The following is a 23,692-nucleotide window of genomic DNA, read 5'->3' on the forward strand; positions in this document are numbered from 1 at the left end:
GATTCAGTGGGCCCGCGCGGCAGCGGCAGCGGCACCGGCTGCTGCGGCGGCGTGCAGGCCTATCAACACGATATTCTCGACGATACGGTGCGGCACCTTGAGCATCGGCGCGACGTAGGGCGCCGCGCCGCCGGAGATGATGCATTCCGCCGCCTGGTGCCGCGCGAACGCGTGCTCGATGGCGCCGCTCTGCGCGGCCAGGCAGCCGCTCAAGATGGCGTCGTCGGTATTGTCGGCGAATCCGTCAGGCAGCTTACCGTCTTGCGCAATTTGCGGCAACTGCGCCGTGTTGCGCGCCAGCGAACTGGCCATCAGGCCCAGTCCGGGCAGGATCATCCCGCCCAGGAACACGCCGTCGGCGGTGATGGCGTCGATGGTGGTGGCGGTGCCGCAGTTGGCGACGATGATGGCATGTCCCGGCGCCAGGGTGTGGCCGGCGATGGCGGCGGCAAAACGGTCGCAGCCCAACTGCGCGGGATTGCGGTAGCCGTTGGTCAGCCCCGCCAGCGAGGGCCGCGATTCGAACCAGTCTATCAAGTTCCCCAACTGCATGGCGGGGAAGGTCCGCTGCAGCACGTACTCAAGGTGGACGCGCAGCGCGTTGCCGGCCACGTTGGCGATGAGGATACGCTCGACCGGTCGCTGGGCGACGGCTTCGCCCCAGATCAGTTCAAGCTGCGTCAGGTCGGCGTGGACCACGGCGCCATGCGCCAGCCACGCGCCGGGCGCGTCACCGATTTCGGCCAGCGCCCATTTGACGCGGGTGTTGCCGGCGTCGATCAGTAAAATCATGGTAATCCGATGGATGAGGGAATGGTGGACGACAGCCGGAGCGAGACATCGCCGGACAGCACCTCGACCCTGCCGTGCTCCGTGTCGAGCATCAGCCGGCCGATGGCGTCGACACCGGCCGCGCGGCCCTGCTGCAGCACCTGCCCGTGGTCGAGGATGACCACGTCCTGTCCCTGCCACGCGTGCAGCAGGTTCCAGCGCTCGGCGAAAGGGGCGAAGCCGGTGTCGTCGAATTCGGCCAGTACCGCGGCCAGGCGGCTCAGTAAAGCGGCCATCAATTCGCTGCGCTCCATTTTCGCCAGCCACGGCGCCGCGGCCACCGCGCGGCCGATCTGTTCTTCCAGTTCGTCGGGCATCAGCAGGTTGATGCCGACGCCGATGACGGCCCAGACGGCGCCGTCGCCGTCCCTGCGCGAAGTCTGCGTTTCGACCAGGATGCCGGCCAGTTTTTTACCGTCGCGCAGCAGGTCGTTCGGCCACTTGATCTGCACCGGCACGCCCAGCGAGGCGATGGTTTCGGCCAGCGCCACGCCGACCGCCATCGGCAGGCCGGTCATGCGGTGCAGCGGCCCCTTGAAGCGCCAGGCCAGCGAGAACATCAGCGCGGCGCCCGGCGTGGACAGCCAGCTGCGCCCGGCGCGGCCACGGCCGGCGGTCTGGTTTTCGGCGATGCGCAGCAGCGGGCCGTCCAAGGTGTCGAGGCGGGCCAGCAGATCGGCGTTGGTGGAGCCGGTTTCGGCGACGACTTCGATCGCCACATGGGTGGCGCTGGTGGCGCAGCGGGCTGCAATGGCGTCCGGCGTTAAGGTGGGAGAGATCATGGTGCGGCCTTGCGCGGTTTGTGCGGCGCCTTGGCGAAGGCGAAATCGTAGACGGCATTCGGCAGCAGGCGCAGCACCTTGGCGACCACGCCCATTTGCCACGGGATGACGGCATAGCTGGCGCCGGCGGCGATGGTGCGCGCGGCCTTGGCGGCGAATTTTTCGGGCGCCATCAGGAACGGCATCGGATACGGGTTCACCTTCGTCATCGGCGTATCGATGTAGCCGGGGCACAAGGTGACGACCTTGATGCCGTAGGGTTTCATCTCCAGCCGCAGCGATTCGCAATAGCTGATCACGGCCGCCTTGGAGGCGCTGTACGCCTCGGCGCCCGGCAGGCCGCGTATGCCGGCGACGCTGCCGATGCCGACCAGCCGCGCCGGCGTGCGCTGCGTCCGCATCGCCGCGATGAACGGCGCGAAGGTGGCGGCGGTGGCGACCACGTTGGTGGCGATGATGTTGTCGAACACCGCGATGTCCTCGGCGAACTCGGTCAAGGTGCCGGCCGAGATGCCGGCGTTGGCGATCACCACGTCGATGCCGCCTGCGTGGGCCAGGAAGTCGCGCGCGGCGGCCGCGATGGCGGCGTGGTCGCGCACATCGACGACGTAGGCGCGGTGTTTTTCGCCGTTGGGGAAGGAGGCGATCAGGCTGGCGAGGGCGTCGCCGCGCCGGCCCAGCAGCCCGAGGACCGCGCCTTGCGACGCGTATTGCGCCGCGAGCGCGGCGCCGATGCCGCTGGAGGCGCCGGTGATGAAGACGCGCTGACCGCTCATGCGCGGGCGCCAGGTGGCGCCGAAGCCGTTGTCAACGCGTCTTTGGAGGACATGCTTACTTCTTTTCCGCTTTCGCTTTCGCGACCAGGATATCCATCACCTGCAGGCCCTGGGTGTGCAGCTGCGCTTCGCTGGTGGCGCTCTTGGAGCCTTCATCGGACATCGATGGCGACGTCACGTACTTGCCGTCGATGGCGAACATCGGCCACGAGTCGACGCCGTAGGTGTCCATCATCGCGGTGGCCTTGCGGATGCGGCCCTGCACGCCGAAACCGCGATAGGTGTCGATGAACTTCTGGCGGTCGATGCCCTGCTTGACGATGAAGTCGAATACCAGCTCGTCGCGGTTCATGCGGTTGCGGTTGACGTGCATCTCGTTGAAGATCTTGGTGTTGATCGCTTCGTTCATCAGCCCCATGGCCTCCAGCGTGTAGAACATTTTTTGCTGCGGCAGCTCGGTGCCGGTGCGCGAAATGTGCGTGCGCTTGAAAACGATGTTATCGCCTTGCTTCCTGACCCAGGCGCTCAGCGACGGGTCCAGCGCGTGGCAGTGCGGGCAGGCGTAGTCGAAGAACTCGATCACTTCCACCTTCTTGCCGGTGTCGACGGGTTGCGGCGTCGGCAGGGTTTTGTATTCGACGCCGTTCTTCGGCTCGGCCGGGGATGCGGAGGCCGACATCGGTGACAAGGCAACGGCGCTCAGCATCAGCGTGCTCAAAACGTATTTCAGAATTCGCATCATTACTCCTGGCTGGGTTTCGTTATTTTTGATTGCGCACGACTGCGACGTCGACGCCGTTTTCAGACAACTTGCTGCGGACTTTGTTCATCGCCTCGACCTGGTTGAACGGGCCGATGCGAACCCGGTGCAGCACGCCGGTGTCGGTGGTGCGGTCCGACAGGTTGGCCTCGAAGCCGAGCAGTGCCAGCTTGGCGCGGGCGCTTTCGGCGTCGGCCACCTCGCGGAAGGCGCCGGCCTGCAGGTAATAGATGTACTTTTCGTCGCCGCCGGTGGCCGGCGTGGCGGTGGCGCCAGCCGCTGGCGCGGCCGTGTTGGCCGGTGTCTTGGCGACCGGCGTTGGCGTCACGTTCGACGCCGACGGCGTGGCTTTCGGCTTGTCGGCCGCCGCGCCCTGGATGCGGTCGACCACCGCCTGCAGCGGATCGGCCGCCGGCGCCTTCGGTGCCGGCGCCGGTGCCGGGGCGGCGGGTGCCGCCGGTGGCGTATCCCTGCCCAAGTCCTTGGCCGCCGCGCGCGCCGCCTCCTTGCTGCCGTACATAGGCTTGTTCGGATCGGCCGCCTGGCCCGCGGTCGTTTCCGTACTCTTGTTGCTGCGCCCCTTGTCGGTGAACGGGGAGGCCCCCTTGTTGATCACCAGCGCGACGACGACGGCCACGGTCAGGCCGATGACCAGGCCGATGACGATGCCGATGAAGGTGTTGCCCTGTTGGCGCGAACGCGGAGTGAGACGGGTACGGAAATTCATTGTGCGGGATATCCTTCGCAATTACATTTTGTTGGGAGCCGAGACGCCGATCAGCGCCAGGCCGTTTTGCAGCACCTGGCGGGTGGCGACCATCAGCGCGATGCGGGCCGCCTTGAGCGCCTCGTCGTCGACCAGCACGCGCTCGGCGAAATAGAAGCTGTGCAGGTTGGCGGCCAGGTCGCGCAGGTAGAACGCGATCTGGTGCGGGCCCAGTTCGGCCTGGGCGCGCGCCAGCGTCTCCGGGTAGGCGGCCAGCGTGGCCAGCAGGGTCGCCTCGGTCGGCGCGGTCAGCGGCGACAGGTCGACATCGGCCAGCGCGGCGACGTCGCCGGTGAACTGTTCGAGCATGCGGCAGATGCGCGCGTGCGCGTACTGCACGTAATACACCGGATTTTCATCCGAGGTTTTCAGCGCCACGTCGACGTCGAAGACGAATTCCGTGTCGGCCTTGCGCGAGATCAGGAAGAAGCGCACCGCATCGCGGCCCTTGGTGATGTCGCCGCCGCCGGACCATTCGATCAGGTCGCGCACGGTGACGTAGGAACCGGCGCGCTTGGAGATCTTGACCTCCTCGCCGCCCTTCATCACGGTGACCATCTTGTGCAGCACATAGTCCGGGAAGCCTTGCGGGATGCCGACGTTGACCGCCTGCAGGCCGGCGCGCACGCGGGCGATGGTGCCGTGGTGGTCGGAACCCTGGACGTTGATCGCCTGGCCGAAACCGCGCTGGAACTTGACGATGTGGTAGGCCACGTCCGGCACGAAGTAGGTGTAGGTGCCGTCCTTCTTGCGCATTACGCGGTTCTTGTCGTCGCCGTAGTCCTCGGTGCGCAGCCACAGCGCGCCTTCCTCTTCGTACGTCTTGCCGGATTTATTGAGCATGTCGACGGCCGCGTCGACCTTGCCGTCGGCGTACAGCGACGATTCGAGGTAGTAGTTATCGAACTTTACGCCAAAGGCCTGCAGGTCGATATCCTGCTCGTTGCGCAGGTAGGTCACTGCGAAGGCGCGGATCGAGTCGATGTCGTCGATGTCGCCGGAGGCGGTGGCCGGGGCGCCGTCGGAGGCCGACACGGTCTTTTTGGCCTTGAAGTCCTCGGCGATGTCGGCGATGTAGTCGCCGTTGTAGGCCGATTCGGGCCATTGGGCGTCGCCCGGCTTGAAGCCGCGCAGGCGCGCCTGGACCGAATTGGCCAGCGTCTGGATCTGCACGCCGGCGTCGTTGTAATAGAACTCGCGGGTGACCGCATAGCCCTGGGAGCCGAACAGCGACGACAGCGCGTCGCCCAGCGCGGCCTGGCGGCCGTGGCCCACGTGCAGGGGACCGGTCGGGTTGGCCGAGACGAATTCGATGATCACGCTCTTGCCGTCGCCGGCGGTGCTGCTGCCGTAGGCGGCGCCCTGCGCCAGCACGGCCTTGACCACGGCCTGCTTGGCGGCGGCGCTCACGCGCAGGTTGATGAAGCCCGGGCCGGCGATGTCGGCCGACTCCACCAGGCCCTTGCCGGCGGGGTTGGCCAGCAGCGCCTCGACCACCTTGGTGGCCAGTTCGCGCGGGTTCATTTTGAGCTGCTTGGCCAGTTGCATGGCGATGTTACAGGCCACGTCACCGTGCGACGGGTCGCGCGGGCGCTCCAGCACAACGTTGGCTGTGACGTCGGAACCGGCCAGGATCGGTGCGAGGGCGGCCTGGAACAGGGCGGTGATATCTTGTTTTTGTTGGGCGAGCATGAGCGAAATGGCGGCCGGGCCGCGCTAAAAAAATCATCTGAAAGCGAAAACGGCCGGCGCTCTGGCACCGGCCAAACAGTGCCCATTATACTGGTTTGCCGGGAGCGGGGGAGGGGAGCCGAGCGCCCCGCCGCAGTGCAGGCGACCTTCGGCTAACCGAGTTTTACATTCTTGTCAGCGACTTGTCATATGCGCTGCTGTGGCACTACTGTATACTGCGCGATCACGGCTGCCGGCCGCTCTCTGGAATTAGCATATGAACAAGCAGCGTCCGACGCTCTCACTGAAGTCACCCGCCAAGGCGGCAGCGCCCAAGCTGCGCGCCAGCCATGCGCGTGACCTGAAACCGGCGCTGCAAACCAGCTTCCAGACCGGATTGAAGCCTGATTCGCTCGCTTTCAGCCTGATCGGCGCCGCCCACGCGGTGGCACAGGTCCGCACCGGCACCAATCTGCCGCAGGCGCTGGCCCAGGTGTGGGCGAAAAACGATGCCACCCCGCAGGCGCGCGGCGCGATGCAGGACATCGCCTACCGCTGCATGCGCCAGCTGGGCCAGAGCGAGACCCTGGTCGCGCTGATGGCGCCCAAGGCGCCGGACCCGCTGGTCGGCGCGCTGCTGGCCTGCGCGCTGGCCCTGATGACGGCGCCGGACGCCGTCAAGCCGTACGAGGAATTCACGGTTGTCGACCAGACCGTGACGGCGGCCGACGCCCACCCGGACACCGCGCGCGCCAAAAACATGGTCAACGCCGTGCTGCGCCGCTTCCTGCGCGAGCGCAAGGCGCTGCTGGAGACGGCGCTGCTGCAGCCGCTGGCCAAGTGGAACTACCCGCAATGGTGGATCGACGCGGTGCGCGCGGCCTGGCCGCAGGACTGGCAGGCCGTGCTGGCGAGCGGCAACACCGCGCCGCCGCTGACGTTGCGCGTCAACGTCCGCAAAACCTCGGTGGAACAGTATCTGGCGGCCCTGGCGCAAGCCGGCATGGACGCCACGCAAATCGGCCCGTACGCCGTGCGCCTGGCCAAACCGGTCGGCGTGAGCCTGATTCCGGGCTTCGCCGACGGTTTGGTGTCGGTGCAGGACGCCGCCGCCCAGCTGGCCGCGCCGCTGCTGGACGTGCAAAACGGCATGCGCGTGCTCGACGCCTGCGCCGCCCCCGGCGGCAAGACCTGCCACATCCTGGAGCTGGCCGGCGCCGACGCGGATGTCCATGTGACGGCGCTCGACGCCGACCCCAAGCGCCTGGCGCGGGTCGAGGAAAATCTGCAGCGATTGCAGCTGGAAGCCGCATTGCAGGCCGCCGAGGCGCAAACGTCGACCTGGTGGAACGGCAAACCGTTCGACCGCATCCTGGCCGACGTGCCGTGCACCGCCTCCGGCATCGTGCGCCGCCACCCGGATATCCGCTGGCTGCGCCGCAAGGGCGACACGCTCCAACTTGCAACACTTTCGGCCAAAATCCTCGACAACCTTTGGCAGATGCTCGCCCCGGATGGTAAATTGCTGTTCGTAACGTGTTCCCTGTGGCCGCAGGAATCGGAAGCGCAGGCGGCCGCCTTCGCCGTGCGCAACAATGCGGTGCGGCTCGACGCGCCCGGTCAATTGCTGCCGGCCGGCGGCGACGGACAGGACCACGACGGTTTGTTCTACGCGCTTTTCCAGAAAAATGCGTAAGCGTTTTGCCTGTTTATTTAGAGCATTCCCTGTCGCACGCCCGCGTATTACGCACCTATTGAGCACCGGCCCACACGTGATACAACGATTTTTTCGCCTGCTGATCGGGCCCTTGCTGCTGATACTGGCCTGCGCGCTGCCGCAGGCGGCCAGCGCTGCCGACGGCGTCGAGATCAAGCGGGCGTATGTCGAGGCCACCGACGAGGGCTACCGCCTGTCGGCCAATTACGGTTTCGACCTCAGCCACGGGCTGGAAGACACCCTGCAATACGGCGTGGTGCTGTATTTCACCACCAGCATCGAATTCACCCGTCCGCGCTGGTACTGGTTCGACGAGAAGGCCATTGTTGCGCGCCAGACCATCAGCCTGTCGTACAACGTGCTCACGCGCCAGTACCACGTGGCCGTCATCGGCAGCGTGCGGCAAAGTTTCTCGTCGCTCGACGACGCGCTGTTCCTGATCCGCCGCCCCAACCGCTGGATCGTCGCGCCGCGCGGCGCGCTCAAGGTCGGCGAGACCTACAGCGTCAAGCTGAGCATGGGGCTGGACCCGAACTACCTGCCCAAGCCGATCCAGATCAACGCCCTCAATAATAATGAATGGCGCCTGGCGTCCGATAAGAAAACCTTCCTCTACAGGGCCGAGTAGGTGAGCACAGCGCTCCGGTACTTTGCCGTCATCGGCGGCGCCGTCGTCAGCATCCTGCTGTTCCTGCTCGCCTCGGCCTCCGACAATTCCGGCTTTTTCGACCGCTACTACGCCTGGCTGCTGGGCCTGAACGCGGCGGTGGCCGTGGCGTTGCTGCTGCTGGTGGCGGTGTCGCTGTTCCGCCTGTATGCGCGCTACAAGAGCGGCAAATTCGGCTCCAAGCTGATGACGCGGTTAGTCTTGCTGTTCGCCGCCGTCGGCGTGCTGCCGGGGCTGGTGATCTTCCTGGTGTCGGTGCAGTTCGTCTCCCATTCGATCGAATCGTGGTTCAACGTGCCGGTCGAGGAGGCGCTCGAATCGGGCATCAACCTGAGCCGCGAAGGCCTGGACCGCTCGCTCAACGAGCTGACCGCCACCGCCGCCCGCACCACGCAGCGCCTGGCCGGCGAGGGCGACGGCACCGAGCGCCTGATCCTGGCCCAGCTGGTCAAGGAGCAGCCCGGCATGCAGAACGCCATCATCGTCGACGCCGAGGGCGGGCTGGTGGTCAGCGCCCGCGCCAGCCGCAGCGGCAACCTGAGCGCCGACCTGCCGACCCGCGAAATGATGGCCAAGGCCAAGAGCGACGAATCGTACGGCGCGCCCGAGGGCGGCAACGAGCTGCGCAGCGACCTGGTCGACGCGCCCGTCAACGCCCAGGACAGCCTCAGCCAGCTGCGATTGCGGGTGGTGATGGCCATTCCCGACCGCGTGCGGCCCAACGGCACCCAGCTGGCCCCGCGCTACCTGCAGCTGATCCAGCTGGCGCCGGCGCAACTGGCGGCCGACGGCGAGACCATCCGCAGCGCCTATTCCAATTACAAGGAACGTTTCGTCGCCCGCGTCGGCCTGCGCAAAATGTACATCGTCACCTTGACGCTGACGTTGCTGCTGGCCGTGTTCGGCGCCATCGCCAGCGCCTTCCTGATCGCCAGCGACCTGGCGCAGCCGCTGCTGCTGCTGGCCGAGGGCACGCGCGCGGTGGCCGAGGGCGACCTGTCGCCGCGCCCGATCGTCGCCACCTCCGACGAGCTCGGCACGTTGACGCAGTCGTTCAACACGATGACGCGCCAGCTGTCGGATGCCCGCAGCGCCGTCGAGCGCAACCGCGCCGCCCTGCAAAACGCCAAGGCCCACCTGGAATCGGTGCTGGCCAATATGTCGGCCGGCGTGATGGTGCTGGACCACGAGTTCCATCTGATTAGCTTCAACGATTCGGTCGAGCGCATCCTGCAGCAGGCCGGCGTGACGATGATCGGGCGCAAGCTCAACGAGGTCGAGGGCATGCAGGAATTCGGCGCCGCCATCGTCGCCGCGTTCGCCGCGCAAAGCGCGCAGTCGGCCGCGGGCCGCAACCTGCAGCGCATGCACTGGCAGCGCCAGATCGAGGTGCCGCGCCGCTCCGCCAGCCTGGACGACAACGATTTGACCCTGCTGACGCGCGGCTCGCGCCTGCCGATCGAGGGCGGCAGCGGCTACCTCGTGGTGTTCGACGATATCTCCGACGTCATCTCGGCGCAGCGCTCGATCGCCTGGGGCGAAGTGGCGCGCCGCCTGGCCCACGAGATCAAGAATCCGCTGACGCCGATCCAGTTGTCAGCCGAACGCCTGCAAATGAAACTTGAGGGTAAGCTTGCGCCGGACGACGTGCTGCTGCTCAACAAGGGAACCGCGACCATCGTCAACCAGGTGGCGGCGATGAAGCGCATGGTCGACGATTTCCGCGACTACGCGCGCACGCCGCCGGCGGTGCTCGAACCGCTCGACCTGAACGCGTTGGTCGAGGAGATCCTGCACCTGTACGTCAGCGGCGAGGGCGACGACATCATCCATCCGCAGCTGGCCGCCGGCCTGCCGCTGGTGATGGGCGACGCCACGCAGCTGCGCCAGGTGATCCACAACCTGCTGCAAAACGCCCAGGATGCGATGGCCGAGCAGGCGGCCGGGCGGCCGGACGTGCAGCCGCGCATTGACGTCGTCAGCGAAGCCATCCATTATCAGGGTGCGGACGGCGGCACGCGCGTGGCGGTGCGATTGGCAATCGTCGACAACGGCCCCGGGTTCGCGCCCAAGATCCTGGCGCGGGCGTTCGAGCCGTACGTGACGTCGAAGGCGCGCGGCACCGGCTTGGGGTTGGCGATGGTAAAGAAAATTATCGATGAGCATGGGGGCAGGATTGATATCCAGAATCATGTCGATGGAAGTGGCGCGTCTATACTGATTTTGCTGTTAAAGTTAGCGCCGACGACGCACAATACTTAAAGTTAAGTTCAATACAAAATCATTTGCCGCATCGATGGCGAAAATGAGGAAGGCAAGGGAAGATGGCAAACATTCTGGTAGTGGACGATGAGATGGGTATCCGCGAGTTGCTCTCGGAAATCTTGAGCGACGAGGGACACGCAATACAGCTGGCCGAGAACGCCCAGCAGGCACGCGAAGCGCGCGCCGGCGGCGCGCCGGATCTGGTGCTGCTCGATATCTGGATGCCGGATACCGACGGCGTCACCTTGCTCAAGGAATGGCAGCGCGACGGCTTGCTGACCATGCCCGTGATCATGATGTCCGGCCATGCGACTATCGATACGGCAGTCGAGGCCACGCGCATCGGCGCGCTCAATTTCCTCGAGAAACCGATCGCGCTGCAAAAGCTGCTCAAGGCGGTTCAGCAGGGGCTGACGCGGGCGCAGGAAACGGTGCGCGCGCCGGTGGCCGCGCCACGTCCGGCGGCGGCGGTCCAGCAGGAAGAGGCGCCCAGCGCCGGCTTCAACCAGCCCAACCCCGCGGCCGCGATCGCGGTGCGGGGCGGCGCCACCATCGCCGGCGCCGACAACCACATGTTCAACCTGTCGTTCGACCTGCCGCTGCGCGAGGCGCGCGACGCCTTCGAGCGCATGTACTTCGAGCACCATCTGGGCCGCGAAGGCGGCAGCATGACGCGCGTGGCCGAGAAGACCGGCCTCGAGCGAACCCACCTGTATCGCAAGCTCAAGCAACTGGGCGTTGAGCCGGGCAAGCTGGCCAAAAAAAACCTCTGACGCCGTGAGCGGTGTCGAGGTAGCCGGCGGCGCAGCCAAGGCCGTCCGGGCGCCGGTGCCGACGTGGCTGGTGACCGGCGCCCGCGCCGGCGCGCGCGAGGCGGCCATCGCCGCGCGTGTTGGCCTGGACGATGGTCTCGGCGGCGGCATGGAATTGCCAACTGTTATCATTCTGGAAGGCTTGTCGGACGGCGGTTCGGCACTCGCCTTCAACCCCGCCGACGGTTCCGCCGGTGTTGCTCCTGTTCCAAAAGTGTTGCGAATTGCCCCGGGCTGTCTCCATTGCAGCGGGAATCTCGTTTTGCGGGTAACATTGAACCGTGTGCTGCGTCATCCACCGGCGCGGCTCTACATCAGTCTGGCCACTGCTGAACACCTCGAACTGCTGCGTGCATGGCTGTCCGAGCCTCCGTACGGCGACTTGCTAGACTTGCAATCCGACATCGCGGCCTAAGCCCTGCCTGCAGATCGGGTCCTGTTCTTTAGACTTGAATCGTCCACTTTAAGCCCCATGTGGGTAGTGAAGTGAAACCGAGCAGTGTTTCGCCCCTGGAGAAAGGAAGCAAAATGAACCTCATCTATAACAGCGAGCAGTACAGCGTTGTCGAATTCGGCGCCGATCGGAGTCTGGATGCATTGCGCTTTGGCGGCTATGAAATCGTCGACAAAGGCGGCAAGCGGGAGATTTTTATCAACGGCATCCTGGCGCAGAATTTCCGCCGCGACGTCAATGAACTGATCGCCGGCGAGCCGACCATGGCCGAAATTGATGAATTTTTGGGCAGTTATGACGAACTCATGAGTCATCCGGTGCTGCTGCACTGACGACCAGAGCCGTTTAACCGCTGGATTGAATCGACAGGGCGGATTACCTTAGGGTAATCCGCCCTGTCGACGTTTTGGGCTGTTATATTGTCCGTCGTGATGTCAGCCGCAAACTAATTGAAGAGAAAAGAAACAATGTGTCAGCTACTCGGCATGAATTGCAATGTCCCGACCGACATCGTGTTCAGTTTTACCGGCTTCGCCATGCGCGGCGGCCATACCGATACCCACCATGACGGCTGGGGCATCGCCTTCTTCGAAGGCGCCGGCGTGCGTCACTTCGTCGACCACCAGGCGGCCATCGCCTCGCCGATCGCCGAGCTGATCAAGCGTTATCCGATCAAATCCACCAACGTCATCGCGCATATCCGCAAGGCCACCCAGGGCCAGGTCGCGCTGGAGAACTGCCATCCGTTCGTGCGCGAGCTGTGGGGGCAATATTGGGTCTTTGCCCACAACGGCGACCTCAAGGAATTCCATCCGCTGCTGAACGGCGCCTTCCGCCCGGTCGGCAACACCGACAGCGAGCGCGCGTTTTGCTATATTTTGCAGCAGTTGCGCGCCCGATTCGGCGAACAGCGTCCGGCGCTGGCGGAATTGCGCGCGGCGTTGGGCGCGCTGGTCGACGAAATCGCCACCCACGGCACCTTCAACATGCTGCTCTCGTCCGGCGGCGAGCTGTTCGCCCACTGCTCGACCAACCTGTTTTATCTGGTGCGCAAGCATCCATTCGACACCGCCAAGCTGTCCGACGAGGATGTCAGCGTCGATTTCTCCCAGGTGACCACGCCCAACGACCGGGTGGCGATCATCGTTACCCAGCCGCTAACGACCAATGAACAATGGACAGCGTTCGCCAGCGGCGAACTGAAGCTCTTTATCGACGGCGTACCACAAGAGCTTGATTGAACATTGAAATGTCAACACAGTCGGGTTTATTGCTGTCAAAATCTTAGTACAGCGAAATATTCGCTCCCTGACAAGAATGGCAGAAGCAATGATCGATCTCTCCCAACACGACGCAGGCCCGCGCAATCTGCGCGTGCGCGAATTCTACCTGGGACGCCAGCCCATCCTCGACCGCAACCAGAACCTGTTCGGTTATGAATTGCTTTTCCGAAATGCCCCGGTTGGTCCGGCCCATATCACCACCGAGCTGTCGGCGACGGCGGCGGTGATCGCCCACGCCTCGCAGCTGGGCATGGAAAAGACCGTCGGCGACGCGCTCGGTTTCGTCAATGTCGACGCCGACGTCATCATGACCGACATTTTTTCCTTCTTGCCGCGTGAAAAAATGGTGCTGGAAGTGTGTGCCACCGAGCCGGTCACGGCGCCATTGCTGGCGCGCGTGGAAGAGCTGGCCCGCCAGGGCTTCCGCTTCGCGCTGGCCGATGTCAGCGGTGAGAACGAGACCGTCGGCGCGCTGCTGCCATGGATCGAGTACGTCAAAATGGACATGCGCAGCACGCCGTTGTCCAGCTTGATGAAACTGGCGCCGCGCTTCCGCCAGCAGAAAAAGAAACTGGTGGCCGAGAAGGTCGAAACCCGCGAAGAATTCAAGAACGCGCTGGACCTGGAGTTCGATTATTTCCAGGGCTATTACTTCTCGCGGCCGGTCATCATGAGCGGCAAGAAGCTGTCGCCGTCGCAGCTGGCGGTGATGGAGTTGATGACCCTGGTGACGTCGGACGCCGACAATATCGATATCGAGCGCGCGATCAAGCGCGATGTTTCGCTGGCGCTTAATCTGCTGCGGCTGGTGAACACGCCGGCGGTGGGCGCCCGCCAGCGCATCGATTCGCTCAGCCAGGCGGTGACCTTGCTGGGCCGGCGCCAGCTACAGCGCTGGCTGCAGATCATGCTGTATGCCGAACCGAGCAAGCGCGGCCACAGTATGACGCCGTTGCTGATGCTGGCGACCACGCGCGGCCGCCTGCTGGAACTGTTGGCCGGCAAGCTGCGGCCGAGCCAGCGGCATGTCGCCGACATCGCCTTCACGGTCGGCATTATGTCGTTGATGGATACCTTGTTCGGCATGCCGATGGAGGAGATCCTGGCGCAGATACCGGTCAACGACGACGTTTCGCAAGCGCTGCTGACGCGCGACGGTTTCTATGGCGACCTGCTCAAGCTGGCCGAATGCATCGAGCGCATCGAGGAGATGGACGAGCATATCGTGCCCGCGCTGCGCAATCTGGCGATGTCCACCGACGAGCTGGTGGAGCTGGAGCTGGCCGCGTTCGAGTGGAGCGATAACGTGGTGCGGTACGCGCTGTAAGAAGTGCGGCGGTCACGCTCGAAGGATACTCAATCACCTCGGAATCACAAGGGCGGATTGGCGCAGCCAGCAGGTTGAACGTGACGGCCCAGAAGTGCCGCTCAGCGTTTCAAGCCGTCGATGAAGCTGGACAGATCGCGGTTGAAGCGGTCCGTCTCCTCGATGAACGGCGCATGGCCTGAGGCGTCGTACAGCACGCTGCGGATGCGCGGATTCACCTCGGCGGCCCTGGCGATCGACGGCCTCGCCTTGACCAGCGCATCTTGCGCGCCGTAGATCAGCAGCACCGGCACCTTGGCCTTGCCCATGCCGCCGGCGAGGTCGACCTTCATCGACTGGACCGCGCGCTGCATGTCCCAGGACGCGACGGCGGCGTTGGCCAGCAGGCGCTCGAAGTCGGATGCGGCGGGCTGGGTATGGAAGCACAGGCGCAGGAACGCGCGCACCGCGTCCAGGTGCGTTTTCAAGTCCGGCGCGTTCAGGTCGCGGTAGACCTCGGGATGGGCGACGATTTGCTCCTGTTTCAGTTCGATTACGCCGTCGACGTAGACCGCGCCGGCGATCGCGCCATCCCCGTACGCCGCCAGATAATTCGTGATGACCGCGCCGCCCAGGGACCAGCCGACCAGCACCGGCCTGTCCGCCCGCGACGATGCGATGACGGCTCGCAGATCGTCGGCCCAGCGTCGCCCGTCGCTGTACGCTTCGGCTACGGCCGGCTTGCCGGACAGGCCGTGTCCGCGCATGTCGTAGCTGATCAGACGGTAGCGCTGGAGCCGTGGATCGGCGACTTGCGCTTCCCAGTTGAGAGTGCTGCCGAGCAGGCCGTGGATGAAGATGACCGGGGTGCCTTGCGGATCGCCCGATTCCCGCACCGCCAAGGTGACGCCGTCCGGGGCTGTGATGGTATAGCTTTTTGTTTCGGCCATGGCGGCCGAGGCGGCGGCCAGCGTGCAGGCGAGCAGCATGGCGCGCAGCAGTAACAGCATTGATGGGAAGAGGGTTGACGGTGACATGATGCGGCTCCAAAAGTTGATCGGGAGCGCGTAGTGTCAAGCCTCACACCGGTGTCAGGGTCAAGCGAAAAGTGCTATGCTTTTCGCATGACCAAAGCAAATCATTCCGAGCCGCTCAGCATCGGCAAACTGGCCAGCGCCACCGGCGCCAGCGTGCGCTCGATTCGCCACTACGACGAACACGGGTTATTGAAATCAATGCGGGCGAGTAACGGCTACCGGGTGTTTTCGCCGGCGGCCGTGACCCAGGTGAAACAGATCCAGCGCATGATCGCGAGCGGATTCAGCTTGGCGGAGATCCGTTCGTTTCCCGATTGTATGTTGATGATCGAGGGCGCGGCCGCGTGCAGCGAGACCACCGACGCGCAGCGCAAGCGGCTGGCGTCGATTGAGGAACAGATCGCGGAGCTGGAGAGGCGCCGGGCGCGCTTGCTTAAAACCTTATCCGAGGGCACCATACCGCCGCTCGATTAGGGCGCGGCGCGAGGTCAATGTCCAGCCCGTGTAGAAATGGTGGACCTGACCCCGGAGTTGCTTTTAAGACAGGTTGGGGGCGAGCCAGCGTTCCAGTTCGGCCTTGTCGACCTTGCGGCGCGCGGCCATGTCGGCCAGCTGGTCTTCGCCGATTTTGCCGACCACGAAGTACTTCGATTCCGGATGCGCGAAGTAGAAGCCGGAGACGGCCGCGCCAGGATACATGGCGAACGATTCGGTCAGCTCCATGCCGATTTCTGCGGCCTGCATCGTCTTGAACATGTCGCGCTTGACGGTGTGCTCCGGACAGGCCGGGTAGCCCGGCGCGGGACGGATGCCGGCGTACTTCTCGGCGATCATGTCGTCGTTGGTCAGCGACTCGGCGGCGGCGTAGCCCCACAGGTCTTTGCGTACACGCTCGTGCAGGTATTCGGCGAAGGCTTCGGCCAGGCGGTCGGCCAGCGATTTGAGCATGATCGACGAGTAGTCGTCGTGCGCGTCCTCGAAGCGCTTTTCGTACTTCTCGATTCCCAGGCCGGCGGTGACGGCGAACATGCCGATGTAATCCTTCACGCCCGACTCTTTGGGCGCGATGAAGTCGGACAGGCATTGGTTCGGCCGCTGCACGCCGTCGACCACCGGCTTGACGCCTTGCTGGCGCAGGCCGTAGTACGTGAAGTCGACGGTGCCGCGTGTGTCGTCGGTGTAGATTTCGATGTCGTCGTCGTTGACCGTGTTCGCCGGCAGCAGCGAGATGACGCCGTTGGCGGTCAGCCAGCGGCCGTCGATGACTTTCTTGAGCAGCGCCTGGCCTTCCTCGAACACCTTGGTGGCCGCTTCGCCCACCACTTCATCGGTCAGGATGGCCGGGTACGGGCCGGCCAGGTCCCAGGTCTGGAAGAATGGGCCCCAGTCGATGTAGCGCGCGATGGTGGCCAGATCGACGTTCTTGAATTCGCGGCGGCCGATGAACTTCGGTTTGGCCGGCGCGGCGGCGCCGTCGAAGGACAGCTTCATCTTGTTGGCGCGCGCGTCCTTCAGCGACAGCATCGGCAGCGCCTTTTTGTTGGCGTGCTGCTCGCGGATGCGCACGTAGTCCGACGCGATGTCGTCGATGTACTGCTGGCGGCTCTCCGGCGTCAGCAGCGATTGCGCCACCGACACCGACCGCGAGGCGTCCGGCACGTACACCACCGGGCCTTCGTAGTTGTGGGCGATCTTGACGGCGGTGTGGGCGCGGCTGGTGGTCGCGCCGCCGATCAGCAGCGGGATTTTGAGCATGCGGAAATGCTCGTCGCGCTGCATCTCTTTCGCCACGTAGGCCATCTCCTCGAGCGACGGCGTGATCAGGCCGGACAGGCCGATGATGTCGGCGTTTTCCAGCTTGGCGCGCGCCAGGATCTCGGAGCAGGGCACCATCACGCCCATGTTCACCACTTCGAAGTTATTGCATTGCAGGACCACCGAGACGATGTTCTTGCCGATGTCGTGGACGTCGCCCTTGACGGTGGCGATGACGATCTTGCCCTTCGGTTTGGCGACGATGCCGGTGCGCTTTTCCTCGGCCAGCTTTTCCTCTTCGATGTACGGAATCAGGTGGGCCACGGCCTGCTTCATCACGCGCGCCGATTTGACCACCTGCGGCAGGAACATCTTGCCTTGTCCGAACAGGTCGCCGACGATGTTCATGCCGTCCATCAGCGGGCCTTCGATCACGTGGATCGGACGGCCGTTGGCGGCCAAGACCTGCTGGCGCATTTCCTCGGTGTCGTCGGTGATGAATTGGGTGATGCCGTGCACGAGCGCGTGCGCCAGGCGCTTTTCGACCGGGGCGTTGCGCCATTCCAGATTCTGCGCGTCCTGCTTGCCGGCGCCGGCCTTCAAGGTGCCGGCGATGTCGATCATGCGCTCGGTGGCGTCGTCGCGGCGGTTCAGCACCACATCCTCTACGCGTTCGCGCAGTTCGGCCGGCAGGTCGTCGTAGACGCCGACCATGCCGGCGTTGACGATACCCATCGTCATGCCAGCCTTGATGGCGTGGTACAGGAACACGGTGTGGATCGCCTCGCGCGCCGGGTCGTTGCCGCGGAAGGAGAACGAGACGTTGGAGACGCCGCCTGAGATCTTCGCGTGCGGCAGGTTGTCCTTGATCCAGCGCGTGGCGTTGATGAAGTCCACCGCGTAGTTGTTGTGCTCTTCGATGCCGGTGGCGATGGCGAAAATGTTCGGGTCGAAGATGATGTCTTCCGGCGGGAAGCCGACGGTGTTGACCAGCAGCTTGTAGGCGCGCTCGCAGATTTCGGTCTTGCGCTCGAAGGTGTCGGCCTGGCCTTTTTCGTCGAAGGCCATGACGATGACGGCGGCGCCGTAGCTCAGGCACAGGCGCGCCTGGCGGATGAATTCCTCCTCGCCTTCCTTCATCGAGATCGAATTGACGATCGATTTGCCCTGCACGCATTTGAGGCCCGCTTCGATCACCGACCATTTCGACGAGTCGATCATGATCGGCACGCGCGAGATGTCGGGTTCCGACGCGATCAGGTTCAGGAAGCGCGTCATCGCCGCTTGCGAATCGAGCATCGCCTCGTCCATGTTGATGTCGATGACCTGGGCGCCGTTTTCCACCTGCTGGCGCGCCACCGACAGCGCCTCGTCGTACTGCTCGTTCAGGATCATGCGCGCGAACGCCTTCGAGCCGGTGACGTTGGTGCGCTCGCCAACGTTGACGAACAGCGAGCTCTCGTCGATGGTGAACGGTTCGAGGCCCGACAGTCGCTGCGCCACCGGCACATCCGGCACCGCGCGCGGCGTGGTGGTGGCGAGCATCTCGCCGATGGCCTTGATGTGGTCCGGCGTGGTGCCGCAGCAGCCGCCGGCGATGTTGACGAAGCCGGCGTCGGCGAACTCGCGCAGGAGCGCCGAGGTGTCGGCCGGCAGTTCGTCGAAGCCGGTGTCGCTCATCGGGTTGGGCAGGCCGGCGTTCGGGTAGATGCAGACGAAGGTGTCGGCGATTTGCGAGAGCTCCTGCGCGTAGGGGCGCATCAGCGCCGCGCCCAGCGCGCAATTGAGGCCGATCGTCAGCGGCTTGGCGTGGCGCACCGAGTTCCAGAAGGCCGGCACGGTCTGGCCGGACAGGATGCGGCCCGACGCGTCGGTGACGGTGCCGGAGATCATCAGCGGCAGGCGCGGCACACCAGGATTCTCGGCATAGAATTTGTCGATCGCGAACAGCGCGGCCTTGCAGTTCAGGGTATCGAAGATGGTTTCGACCAGCAGCACATCGACGCCGCCTTCGATCAGCGCGGTGGTTTGCTGGTGGTAGGCGTCGACCAGCTGGTCGAAGGTGATGTTGCGTGCGGCCGGGTCGTTGACGTCCGGCGAGATCGACGCGGTTTTCGGCGTCGGTCCGAGCGCGCCGGCGACAAAGCGCGGCTTGTCGGCGCTGCTGTACTTGTCGCACGCGGCGCGCGCCAGTTTCGCGGCCTGCAGGTTCATCTCGTAGGCCAGATGGGCCATGTGATAGTCGTCCTGCGCGATCGTGGTGGCGCCGAAGGTGTTGGTTTCGATCAGGTCCGCGCCGGCGGCCAGATAGCGCTCGTGGATCTCCTGGATCACGTGCGGCTGCGTCAAGGTCAGCAGCTCGTTGTTACCCTTGACGAACAGCTCGCGCGCGCCGCTGTCGGCGGGCGCGGCGAAGTCGATGAAGCGTCCGGCAGGGCCGCCACGGTAGGCCGTTTCGTCCAGTTTGTACTGTTGGATGATCGTGCCCATCGCGCCATCGAGGATCATGATGCGGCGCGCCAGGATTTCGCGCAGCTGGGCATCGGTCTTGGACATGACGGTATGGGACACAGTGTTATTCATTTAGTACTTTCTTTGAGCGGAGGGCGCGGCGGACGAGAGCGGTCGCCGGTCTAAAATTATACGGCATCCCAGAATAAGCTTCAGGCTACCGCTGCATCTCAGCAACAGAAATTCGGTTGACAAGGGTTATTGATCCTTAAATACTGTACACGTCGGTTTTCTTTTGAACGTGCCGCTGAACTTTTGTGTCTGCGGGCACAAGGAAGCATTTATACTTCCCGTTCGCAAAATAAAGGAATTCCTGATGTCCATCTCCGTCGCATTTCGTTGCATCGCCGCTGCTGGCGCGTTGAGCCTGGCGCTGGGCGCCAACGCCGAAAGTTTCGCGTCCTCGGCCTCTAGCGCCGGTTCCGCATCGAGCGGCAGCGTTTCCGATTCCCTCTCCGGTTCGAGCGACAGCTCCAAGAGCGACCGCAAGGTGGCCGATGGCGACTACCGCATCATCCAGATCGCGCAAACCCCGGACCGCGCGGACCGCACCCGCCTGACCCTGCAGGCCGACAATCCGGACGATCGCATCGTGCTGGACATGCCGCAGACGACCTTCGAGCAGCAGCAACTCGCCGCCGGCGACAAGATGTATGCGCAGAACCGCGTCTACGGCATCGAGTTCGGTCGCGGCGACACGCGCCAGCCGTTCTATCTTGTTCTGGCCGACGAGTGGTATAGCGAACTGGCTTCGCGTCCGGTCACGCTTTAAATCGTTGTGAAGATCGTGCGCGCGCTGGCGCCGCTGCTGCTGGCGTGCTGCGTGTTGGGCGCATCGGGCATGGCGCATGCCGGCGCTTCCAATTCATCACGCTTCTGCGACCGCGCGCAGCCGCTGACGGCGGCCGAGCAGGATCGCCTGCTGCGCTTTGCCGGCGTGCTGCGCGAGGAACTGGCTGGCGGTGGCGACAGCGTGGCATTGGTCAGCCGCTCGGGCCTGGACCTGTCGCGCTTCGGCATCCGTTATTCGCACGCCGCGCTGGCGTGGCGCTCGGAGGAGGGCGTGTGGTCGGCGCGCCAGTTGTATTACGCCTGCGACGAAAGCCGTCCGCGTATTTTCGATCAGGGCCTGGCCGGTTTCGCCATGGGTACCGACGATCCCAAAGTGGGCTACCTGAGCATCGTGCGGCTGCCGCCGGAATCGGTGCTGGCCTTGCGTCCGGCCCTGCTGGACCGCCCGCGCGTGCAAAGCATGCTGGCCGCGCAATACAGCGCCAATGCTTACGCATACAGCACGCGCTATCAGAACTGTAATCAGTGGGTGATGGAGATGCTGGCCGCAGGTTGGGGCGATTTGCCCGACGGCGGCGATTTGCGCGAGAGGGCGCAGGATTGGCTGCGCGGGCAGGGATATGCGCCGCAGCCGGTCGATGTCGATTCACGGTTGCTGATGCTGGCGTCGTACTTCGTGCCGATGGTGCATTTAAGCGATCATCCGCAGCAGGATGTGGCGGAGATGAAGCTGCGGGTCAGTCTTCCGTCGACGATCGAGACTTTTGTGCGGGCGCGCTTTCCGGCCAGCGAGCGCGTGGAGCTTTGCCATGATGACCGGCAGATCGTCGTCCGGCGCGGCTGGACGCCGATTGCCGATGGCTGCAAGCCGGAAGAGGGCGATCGCGTGGTGCGGCTGGATTGAACATCGTCTACATCACGTAGGGCGGATTAGCGAAGCGTAATCCGCCATTGCATGCGCCTCGTTGACGCACGCAATGGCGGATTACGGCGTTCCGCCTAATCCGCCCTACGTGTCGCCGAGATTTTTCGAATTCCGTGGGGTACGGGGATTTTCAAGGTGTCCCGGCGTTACAGGACCGTTACCAGCTTCTCGCGCGGGCGGCGGACCTTTTTCAGGCCTTCCAGCCAGTCGCCTTCCGGCTCGCGGTGGCCGAGCGGCAGGATCACGACGCTGCGCAGGTTGCGCTCCTTGAGCGACAAGATATTGTCGACGGCGGCCGGATCGAAGCCTTCCATCGGCGTGCTGTCGACGCCCTCAATCGCGGCCGCGACCAGCGCCACGCCCAGCGCAATGTAGGCCTGGCGGGCGGCGGATTCGTAATTGCCCTGCTGGCCGCGCGCGGCGACGATGCCTTTCAACTTGGCGCGGTAGGCTTCCCAGCCTTCGTTGACGGTGCCGCGCTGCTCGTTGGTCAGGTCGAACATTATGTCGATGCGCGCTTCGGTGATGTCGTCCCAGGCCGCGAACACCAGCAGGTGCGACGCTTGGGTCACCTGCGGCTGGCCCCACGAGACTTCGCGGATCTTTGCGCGCAGTTCAGGGTTTTCAACGACGAACACTTCAAACGGCTGCAGGCCGCTGGAGGTCGGGGCCAGGCGCACCGCTTCGAGGATGCGGTCGAGCTTCTCGGCATCCACTTTTTTGGCGGGATTGTAGTTTTTGGTGGCGTAGCGCCAGTGCAGCTTGTCGATCAGATCGGTCATGTAAGGCTCCTGTCAAAAGTGCTTCCAGGCGAGGCTGGAAGCGGGGAACCATGATAACGTGCAATCCGGGAGCTTGCTTGAAACCGCCCGGAACCTACTCGAAAGTAAGGTTCTCCAGCGGGAAACCTTTGATGAACTCGGCGGCCGGCAGGCGCTTGCCGCCCGGTTTTTGCAGCTCCGTCAGGCGCAGCGCGCCGGTGCCGCAGGCGACCACGATGCCGTGCTGCGCGTCGGCCGCCAGCACCTGTCCGGCCGGGTTTTTGCTGTCGGCTTCGACCACTTCGGCGCCCCACAGCTTGACGTTGACGCCGTTGACCGTGGCGTGCGCGCCGGGGAAGGGATTGAAGGCGCGGATCTTGCGGCCGATCTCGACGGCGGACATGTTGAAGTCCAGCGCCGCCTCTTCCTTGCTGATCTTGGCGGCGTAGGTGACGCCTTCCTCGGGCTGTGTAACCGCTTCGAGCTGGTTGTGCTCCATCTTGCGCAGCGCGTCGACGATCATCTTGCCGCCGAGCGCGGCCAGCTTGTCGTGCACCATGCCGGTGGTGTCGCGCTCGCCGATGGCGACGCGCTCGATCAGCAGCATCGGGCCCGTGTCCAGGCCTTCCTCCATCTCCATGATGGTGATGCCGGTTTCGTCGTCGCCGGCCTCGATGGCGCGGTGGATCGGCGCCGCGCCGCGCCAGCGCGGCAGCAGCGAACCGTGGATGTTGAGGCAGGGCTTGATGTCGAGCGTGCTGCGCGGCAGGATCAGGCCGTAAGCGGCCACCACCATGACGTCGTACGGCGTCGACAGCAGGCGCGCATGGGCGGCCAGCGCCTCTTCGGCGCGCTGCGGGTCCTTGCTGTCGGTGCGCAGCGACAGCGGCTGCAGCACCTCGATGCCGTGCGCCACCGCGTATTGCTTGACGGCCGACGGTTGCAGATGCATGCCGCGACCGGCGGGGCGGTCGGGCTGGGTCAGCACCAGCGGGATTTCGAAGCCGGCCTCGTGCAGGGCTTGCAGTGCCACGGCGGCGAACTCCGGCGTGCCGGCGAAGATTACCTTCATGATTAGTACCGGCGGCCCTGCGCGCGCAGTTGCGCTTCGCGCTCGAGGCCGCGTTCTTCCTTGATCATCTTGGTCTTGATGCGGTTGCGCTTGAGCGGCGACAGGTACTCGACGAAGACTTTGCCCAGCAGGTGGTCCATCTCGTGCTGGATGCAGACGGCCAGCAGGCCGTCGGCTTCCACTTCGAACGGCTGGCCCTTGACGTCGAGCGCGCGCACCTTGACCTTCGCGTGGCGTTCGACGCCGTCGTAGACGCCGGGGACCGACAGGCAGCCTTCGTCGTAGACCAGCTTCTCGTCGCTGGCCCAGATGATTTCCGGGTTGATGTAGGCGACCAATGCGTCCTTGGTCTCGGTGATGTCGATGACCAGCAGTTGCTCGTGCACGTCGACTTGCGAGGCGGCCAGGCCGATGCCGGGCGCGTCGTACATGGTCTCGGCCATGTCGGCGACCAGTTGTTCCAGGCGCTCGTCGAAGACGGTGACTGGCTTGGCGACCTTGTGCAGGCGCGGATCGGGGTAACGCAGAATATTTAAAATGGCCATGTCTGTACTGTGTTGATAACTATGTGATTGCCTTGATAACGCGCGGTCCTGGAAGGCGGTTGCCGCGGCGATTTTTCCACCAAAAATGCAACAGCCGCGCTGCTTGCCGTAGCGCGGTTTCGCTTGCTAGTTCAGGGTTTTATGGGCAGAATTTGATTCAAATTAGCAACCTTATCCTTTGATAAGGACACTGCTGGCTGTTGT

The 23,692-nt window shown here is 64.4% G+C and carries 22 protein-coding genes; 11 read left to right on the forward strand and 11 right to left on the reverse strand.

The features are described 5' to 3' along the window. Nucleotides 1-3: 3 nt before the first annotated feature. From AC0IYS_RS05160 to argS, 6 genes are read right to left on the reverse strand one after another with little or no spacing between them, the layout of a single operon-like run. On the reverse strand, nucleotides 4-792 hold the full coding sequence (locus AC0IYS_RS05160; protein ID WP_471704165.1) for a type III pantothenate kinase: 789 nt from the start codon (nucleotides 790-792) through the stop codon (nucleotides 4-6). Beyond that, the gene (locus tag AC0IYS_RS05165) at nucleotides 789-1,613 is read right to left on the reverse strand and encodes a biotin--[acetyl-CoA-carboxylase] ligase (RefSeq protein WP_471704166.1); all 825 of its coding nucleotides are present in this window, start codon (nucleotides 1,611-1,613) and stop codon (nucleotides 789-791) included. The genes AC0IYS_RS05160 and AC0IYS_RS05165 overlap by 4 nt, the downstream gene beginning before the upstream one ends. Further along, nucleotides 1,610-2,389: an SDR family oxidoreductase gene (locus tag AC0IYS_RS05170; RefSeq protein ID WP_471704167.1), complete on the reverse strand. Its 780-nt coding sequence runs from the start codon at nucleotides 2,387-2,389 to the stop codon at nucleotides 1,610-1,612. Before AC0IYS_RS05170 ends, AC0IYS_RS05165 begins: the two co-directional genes overlap by 4 nt. Before the next feature lie 55 nt (nucleotides 2,390-2,444). Then, nucleotides 2,445-3,128, reverse strand: coding sequence for a thiol:disulfide interchange protein DsbA/DsbL (locus AC0IYS_RS05175; RefSeq protein ID WP_471704168.1), 684 nt, complete (start codon nucleotides 3,126-3,128; stop codon nucleotides 2,445-2,447). A 22-nt stretch (nucleotides 3,129-3,150) separates the two neighbouring features. Then, nucleotides 3,151-3,876 carry an SPOR domain-containing protein gene (locus tag AC0IYS_RS05180; protein ID WP_471704169.1) on the reverse strand — a complete coding sequence of 242 codons (726 nt, stop codon included), beginning with the start codon at nucleotides 3,874-3,876 and terminating at the stop codon, nucleotides 3,151-3,153. Between the two features lie 21 nt (nucleotides 3,877-3,897). Continuing rightward, nucleotides 3,898-5,607, reverse strand: a complete 1,710-nt coding sequence (argS, locus tag AC0IYS_RS05185) for an arginine--tRNA ligase (RefSeq protein ID WP_471704170.1) — start codon at nucleotides 5,605-5,607, stop codon at nucleotides 3,898-3,900. Between the two features lie 256 nt (nucleotides 5,608-5,863). Between argS and rsmB the strand changes: the two genes are divergently transcribed. The 8 genes from rsmB (at nucleotide 5,864) to AC0IYS_RS05225 (ending at nucleotide 14,111) form a co-directional block, all read left to right on the forward strand. Continuing rightward, nucleotides 5,864-7,282: a 16S rRNA (cytosine(967)-C(5))-methyltransferase RsmB gene (gene rsmB, locus AC0IYS_RS05190; RefSeq protein ID WP_471704171.1), complete on the forward strand. Its 1,419-nt coding sequence runs from the start codon at nucleotides 5,864-5,866 to the stop codon at nucleotides 7,280-7,282. Next, a complete protein-coding gene (locus AC0IYS_RS05195; protein ID WP_471704172.1) occupies nucleotides 7,275-7,931 on the forward strand; it encodes a DUF4390 domain-containing protein in 657 nt (218 codons plus the stop codon). The genes rsmB and AC0IYS_RS05195 overlap by 8 nt, the downstream gene beginning before the upstream one ends. Next, complete coding sequence (locus AC0IYS_RS05200; RefSeq protein WP_471704173.1) at nucleotides 7,932-10,232, forward strand: sensor histidine kinase; 2,301 nt, start codon at nucleotides 7,932-7,934, stop codon at nucleotides 10,230-10,232. 62 nt (nucleotides 10,233-10,294) lie between these two features. Further along, nucleotides 10,295-11,008 carry a response regulator gene (locus tag AC0IYS_RS05205; RefSeq protein WP_471704174.1) on the forward strand — a complete coding sequence of 238 codons (714 nt, stop codon included), beginning with the start codon at nucleotides 10,295-10,297 and terminating at the stop codon, nucleotides 11,006-11,008. Nucleotides 11,009-11,012: 4 nt separating this feature from the next. After that, the gene (locus AC0IYS_RS05210; protein ID WP_471704175.1) at nucleotides 11,013-11,462 is read left to right on the forward strand and encodes a GTPase; all 450 of its coding nucleotides are present in this window, start codon (nucleotides 11,013-11,015) and stop codon (nucleotides 11,460-11,462) included. Nucleotides 11,463-11,575: 113 nt separating this feature from the next. Beyond that, the gene (locus tag AC0IYS_RS05215) at nucleotides 11,576-11,833 is read left to right on the forward strand and encodes a BTH_I0359 family protein (protein ID WP_090316980.1); all 258 of its coding nucleotides are present in this window, start codon (nucleotides 11,576-11,578) and stop codon (nucleotides 11,831-11,833) included. Nucleotides 11,834-11,968: 135 nt separating this feature from the next. Continuing rightward, the gene (locus tag AC0IYS_RS05220; protein ID WP_471704176.1) at nucleotides 11,969-12,742 is read left to right on the forward strand and encodes a class II glutamine amidotransferase; all 774 of its coding nucleotides are present in this window, start codon (nucleotides 11,969-11,971) and stop codon (nucleotides 12,740-12,742) included. Nucleotides 12,743-12,830: 88 nt separating this feature from the next. Next, nucleotides 12,831-14,111 carry an EAL and HDOD domain-containing protein gene (locus AC0IYS_RS05225; RefSeq protein WP_471704177.1) on the forward strand — a complete coding sequence of 427 codons (1,281 nt, stop codon included), beginning with the start codon at nucleotides 12,831-12,833 and terminating at the stop codon, nucleotides 14,109-14,111. Between the two features lie 101 nt (nucleotides 14,112-14,212). Here AC0IYS_RS05225 and AC0IYS_RS05230 read toward each other — a convergent pair whose 3' ends face one another. Then, the gene (locus tag AC0IYS_RS05230) at nucleotides 14,213-15,127 is read right to left on the reverse strand and encodes an alpha/beta fold hydrolase (RefSeq protein WP_471704178.1); all 915 of its coding nucleotides are present in this window, start codon (nucleotides 15,125-15,127) and stop codon (nucleotides 14,213-14,215) included. 87 nt (nucleotides 15,128-15,214) lie between these two features. Here AC0IYS_RS05230 and AC0IYS_RS05235 point away from each other — a divergent pair, with 87 nt between their 5' ends. Further along, complete coding sequence (locus AC0IYS_RS05235) at nucleotides 15,215-15,601, forward strand: MerR family transcriptional regulator (protein WP_471704179.1); 387 nt, start codon at nucleotides 15,215-15,217, stop codon at nucleotides 15,599-15,601. Between the two features lie 63 nt (nucleotides 15,602-15,664). Here the strand turns inward: AC0IYS_RS05235 and metH are convergent, their stop codons facing one another. Next, nucleotides 15,665-19,438, reverse strand: a complete 3,774-nt coding sequence (gene metH, locus AC0IYS_RS05240) for a methionine synthase (protein WP_471708800.1) — start codon at nucleotides 19,436-19,438, stop codon at nucleotides 15,665-15,667. 271 nt (nucleotides 19,439-19,709) lie between these two features. On the opposite strand from metH, the gene AC0IYS_RS05245 reads away from it, so the two are divergent. Further along, entirely contained in the window at nucleotides 19,710-20,165 is a 456-nt protein-coding gene (locus tag AC0IYS_RS05245; RefSeq protein ID WP_471704180.1) for a hypothetical protein, read from the forward strand. 6 nt (nucleotides 20,166-20,171) lie between these two features. Then, nucleotides 20,172-21,089, forward strand: coding sequence for a DUF2145 domain-containing protein (locus AC0IYS_RS05250; RefSeq protein WP_471704181.1), 918 nt, complete (start codon nucleotides 20,172-20,174; stop codon nucleotides 21,087-21,089). 167 nt (nucleotides 21,090-21,256) lie between these two features. On the opposite strand, the gene AC0IYS_RS05255 is transcribed toward AC0IYS_RS05250, so the two are convergent. The 3 genes from AC0IYS_RS05255 to def form a co-directional block, all read right to left on the reverse strand. Beyond that, a complete protein-coding gene (locus AC0IYS_RS05255) occupies nucleotides 21,257-21,892 on the reverse strand; it encodes an NAD(P)H-dependent oxidoreductase (protein WP_471704182.1) in 636 nt (211 codons plus the stop codon). Nucleotides 21,893-21,986: 94 nt separating this feature from the next. Next, entirely contained in the window at nucleotides 21,987-22,943 is a 957-nt protein-coding gene (gene fmt, locus AC0IYS_RS05260; RefSeq protein ID WP_471704183.1) for a methionyl-tRNA formyltransferase, read from the reverse strand. A gap of 2 nt (nucleotides 22,944-22,945) precedes the next feature. Beyond that, complete coding sequence (def, locus tag AC0IYS_RS05265; protein ID WP_471704184.1) at nucleotides 22,946-23,488, reverse strand: peptide deformylase; 543 nt, start codon at nucleotides 23,486-23,488, stop codon at nucleotides 22,946-22,948. Nucleotides 23,489-23,692 lie beyond the last annotated feature (204 nt).

The organism is Duganella sp. AC237 (assembly GCF_979254035.1).

Coding starts and splice junctions, on each gene's coding strand:
- AC0IYS_RS05225 (WP_471704177.1), top strand. CDS start 12,831: ATGATCGATCTCTCCCAACACGACGCAGGCCCGCGCAATCTGCGCGTG.
- AC0IYS_RS05205 (WP_471704174.1), top strand. CDS start 10,295: ATGGCAAACATTCTGGTAGTGGACGATGAGATGGGTATCCGCGAGTTG.
- AC0IYS_RS05170 (WP_471704167.1), bottom strand. CDS start 2,389: ATGAGCGGTCAGCGCGTCTTCATCACCGGCGCCTCCAGCGGCATCGGC.
- AC0IYS_RS05215 (WP_090316980.1), top strand. CDS start 11,576: ATGAACCTCATCTATAACAGCGAGCAGTACAGCGTTGTCGAATTCGGC.
- AC0IYS_RS05180 (WP_471704169.1), bottom strand. CDS start 3,876: ATGAATTTCCGTACCCGTCTCACTCCGCGTTCGCGCCAACAGGGCAAC.
- AC0IYS_RS05220 (WP_471704176.1), top strand. CDS start 11,969: ATGTGTCAGCTACTCGGCATGAATTGCAATGTCCCGACCGACATCGTG.
- AC0IYS_RS05175 (WP_471704168.1), bottom strand. CDS start 3,128: ATGCGAATTCTGAAATACGTTTTGAGCACGCTGATGCTGAGCGCCGTT.
- AC0IYS_RS05165 (WP_471704166.1), bottom strand. CDS start 1,613: ATGATCTCTCCCACCTTAACGCCGGACGCCATTGCAGCCCGCTGCGCC.
- fmt (WP_471704183.1), bottom strand. CDS start 22,943: ATGAAGGTAATCTTCGCCGGCACGCCGGAGTTCGCCGCCGTGGCACTG.
- rsmB (WP_471704171.1), top strand. CDS start 5,864: ATGAACAAGCAGCGTCCGACGCTCTCACTGAAGTCACCCGCCAAGGCG.
- AC0IYS_RS05160 (WP_471704165.1), bottom strand. CDS start 792: ATGATTTTACTGATCGACGCCGGCAACACCCGCGTCAAATGGGCGCTG.
- AC0IYS_RS05235 (WP_471704179.1), top strand. CDS start 15,215: ATGACCAAAGCAAATCATTCCGAGCCGCTCAGCATCGGCAAACTGGCC.
- def (WP_471704184.1), bottom strand. CDS start 23,488: ATGGCCATTTTAAATATTCTGCGTTACCCCGATCCGCGCCTGCACAAG.
- AC0IYS_RS05245 (WP_471704180.1), top strand. CDS start 19,710: ATGTCCATCTCCGTCGCATTTCGTTGCATCGCCGCTGCTGGCGCGTTG.
- AC0IYS_RS05195 (WP_471704172.1), top strand. CDS start 7,275: ATGCGTAAGCGTTTTGCCTGTTTATTTAGAGCATTCCCTGTCGCACGC.
- AC0IYS_RS05230 (WP_471704178.1), bottom strand. CDS start 15,127: ATGTCACCGTCAACCCTCTTCCCATCAATGCTGTTACTGCTGCGCGCC.
- AC0IYS_RS05255 (WP_471704182.1), bottom strand. CDS start 21,892: ATGACCGATCTGATCGACAAGCTGCACTGGCGCTACGCCACCAAAAAC.
- metH (WP_471708800.1), bottom strand. CDS start 19,438: ATGTCCAAGACCGATGCCCAGCTGCGCGAAATCCTGGCGCGCCGCATC.
- argS (WP_471704170.1), bottom strand. CDS start 5,607: ATGCTCGCCCAACAAAAACAAGATATCACCGCCCTGTTCCAGGCCGCC.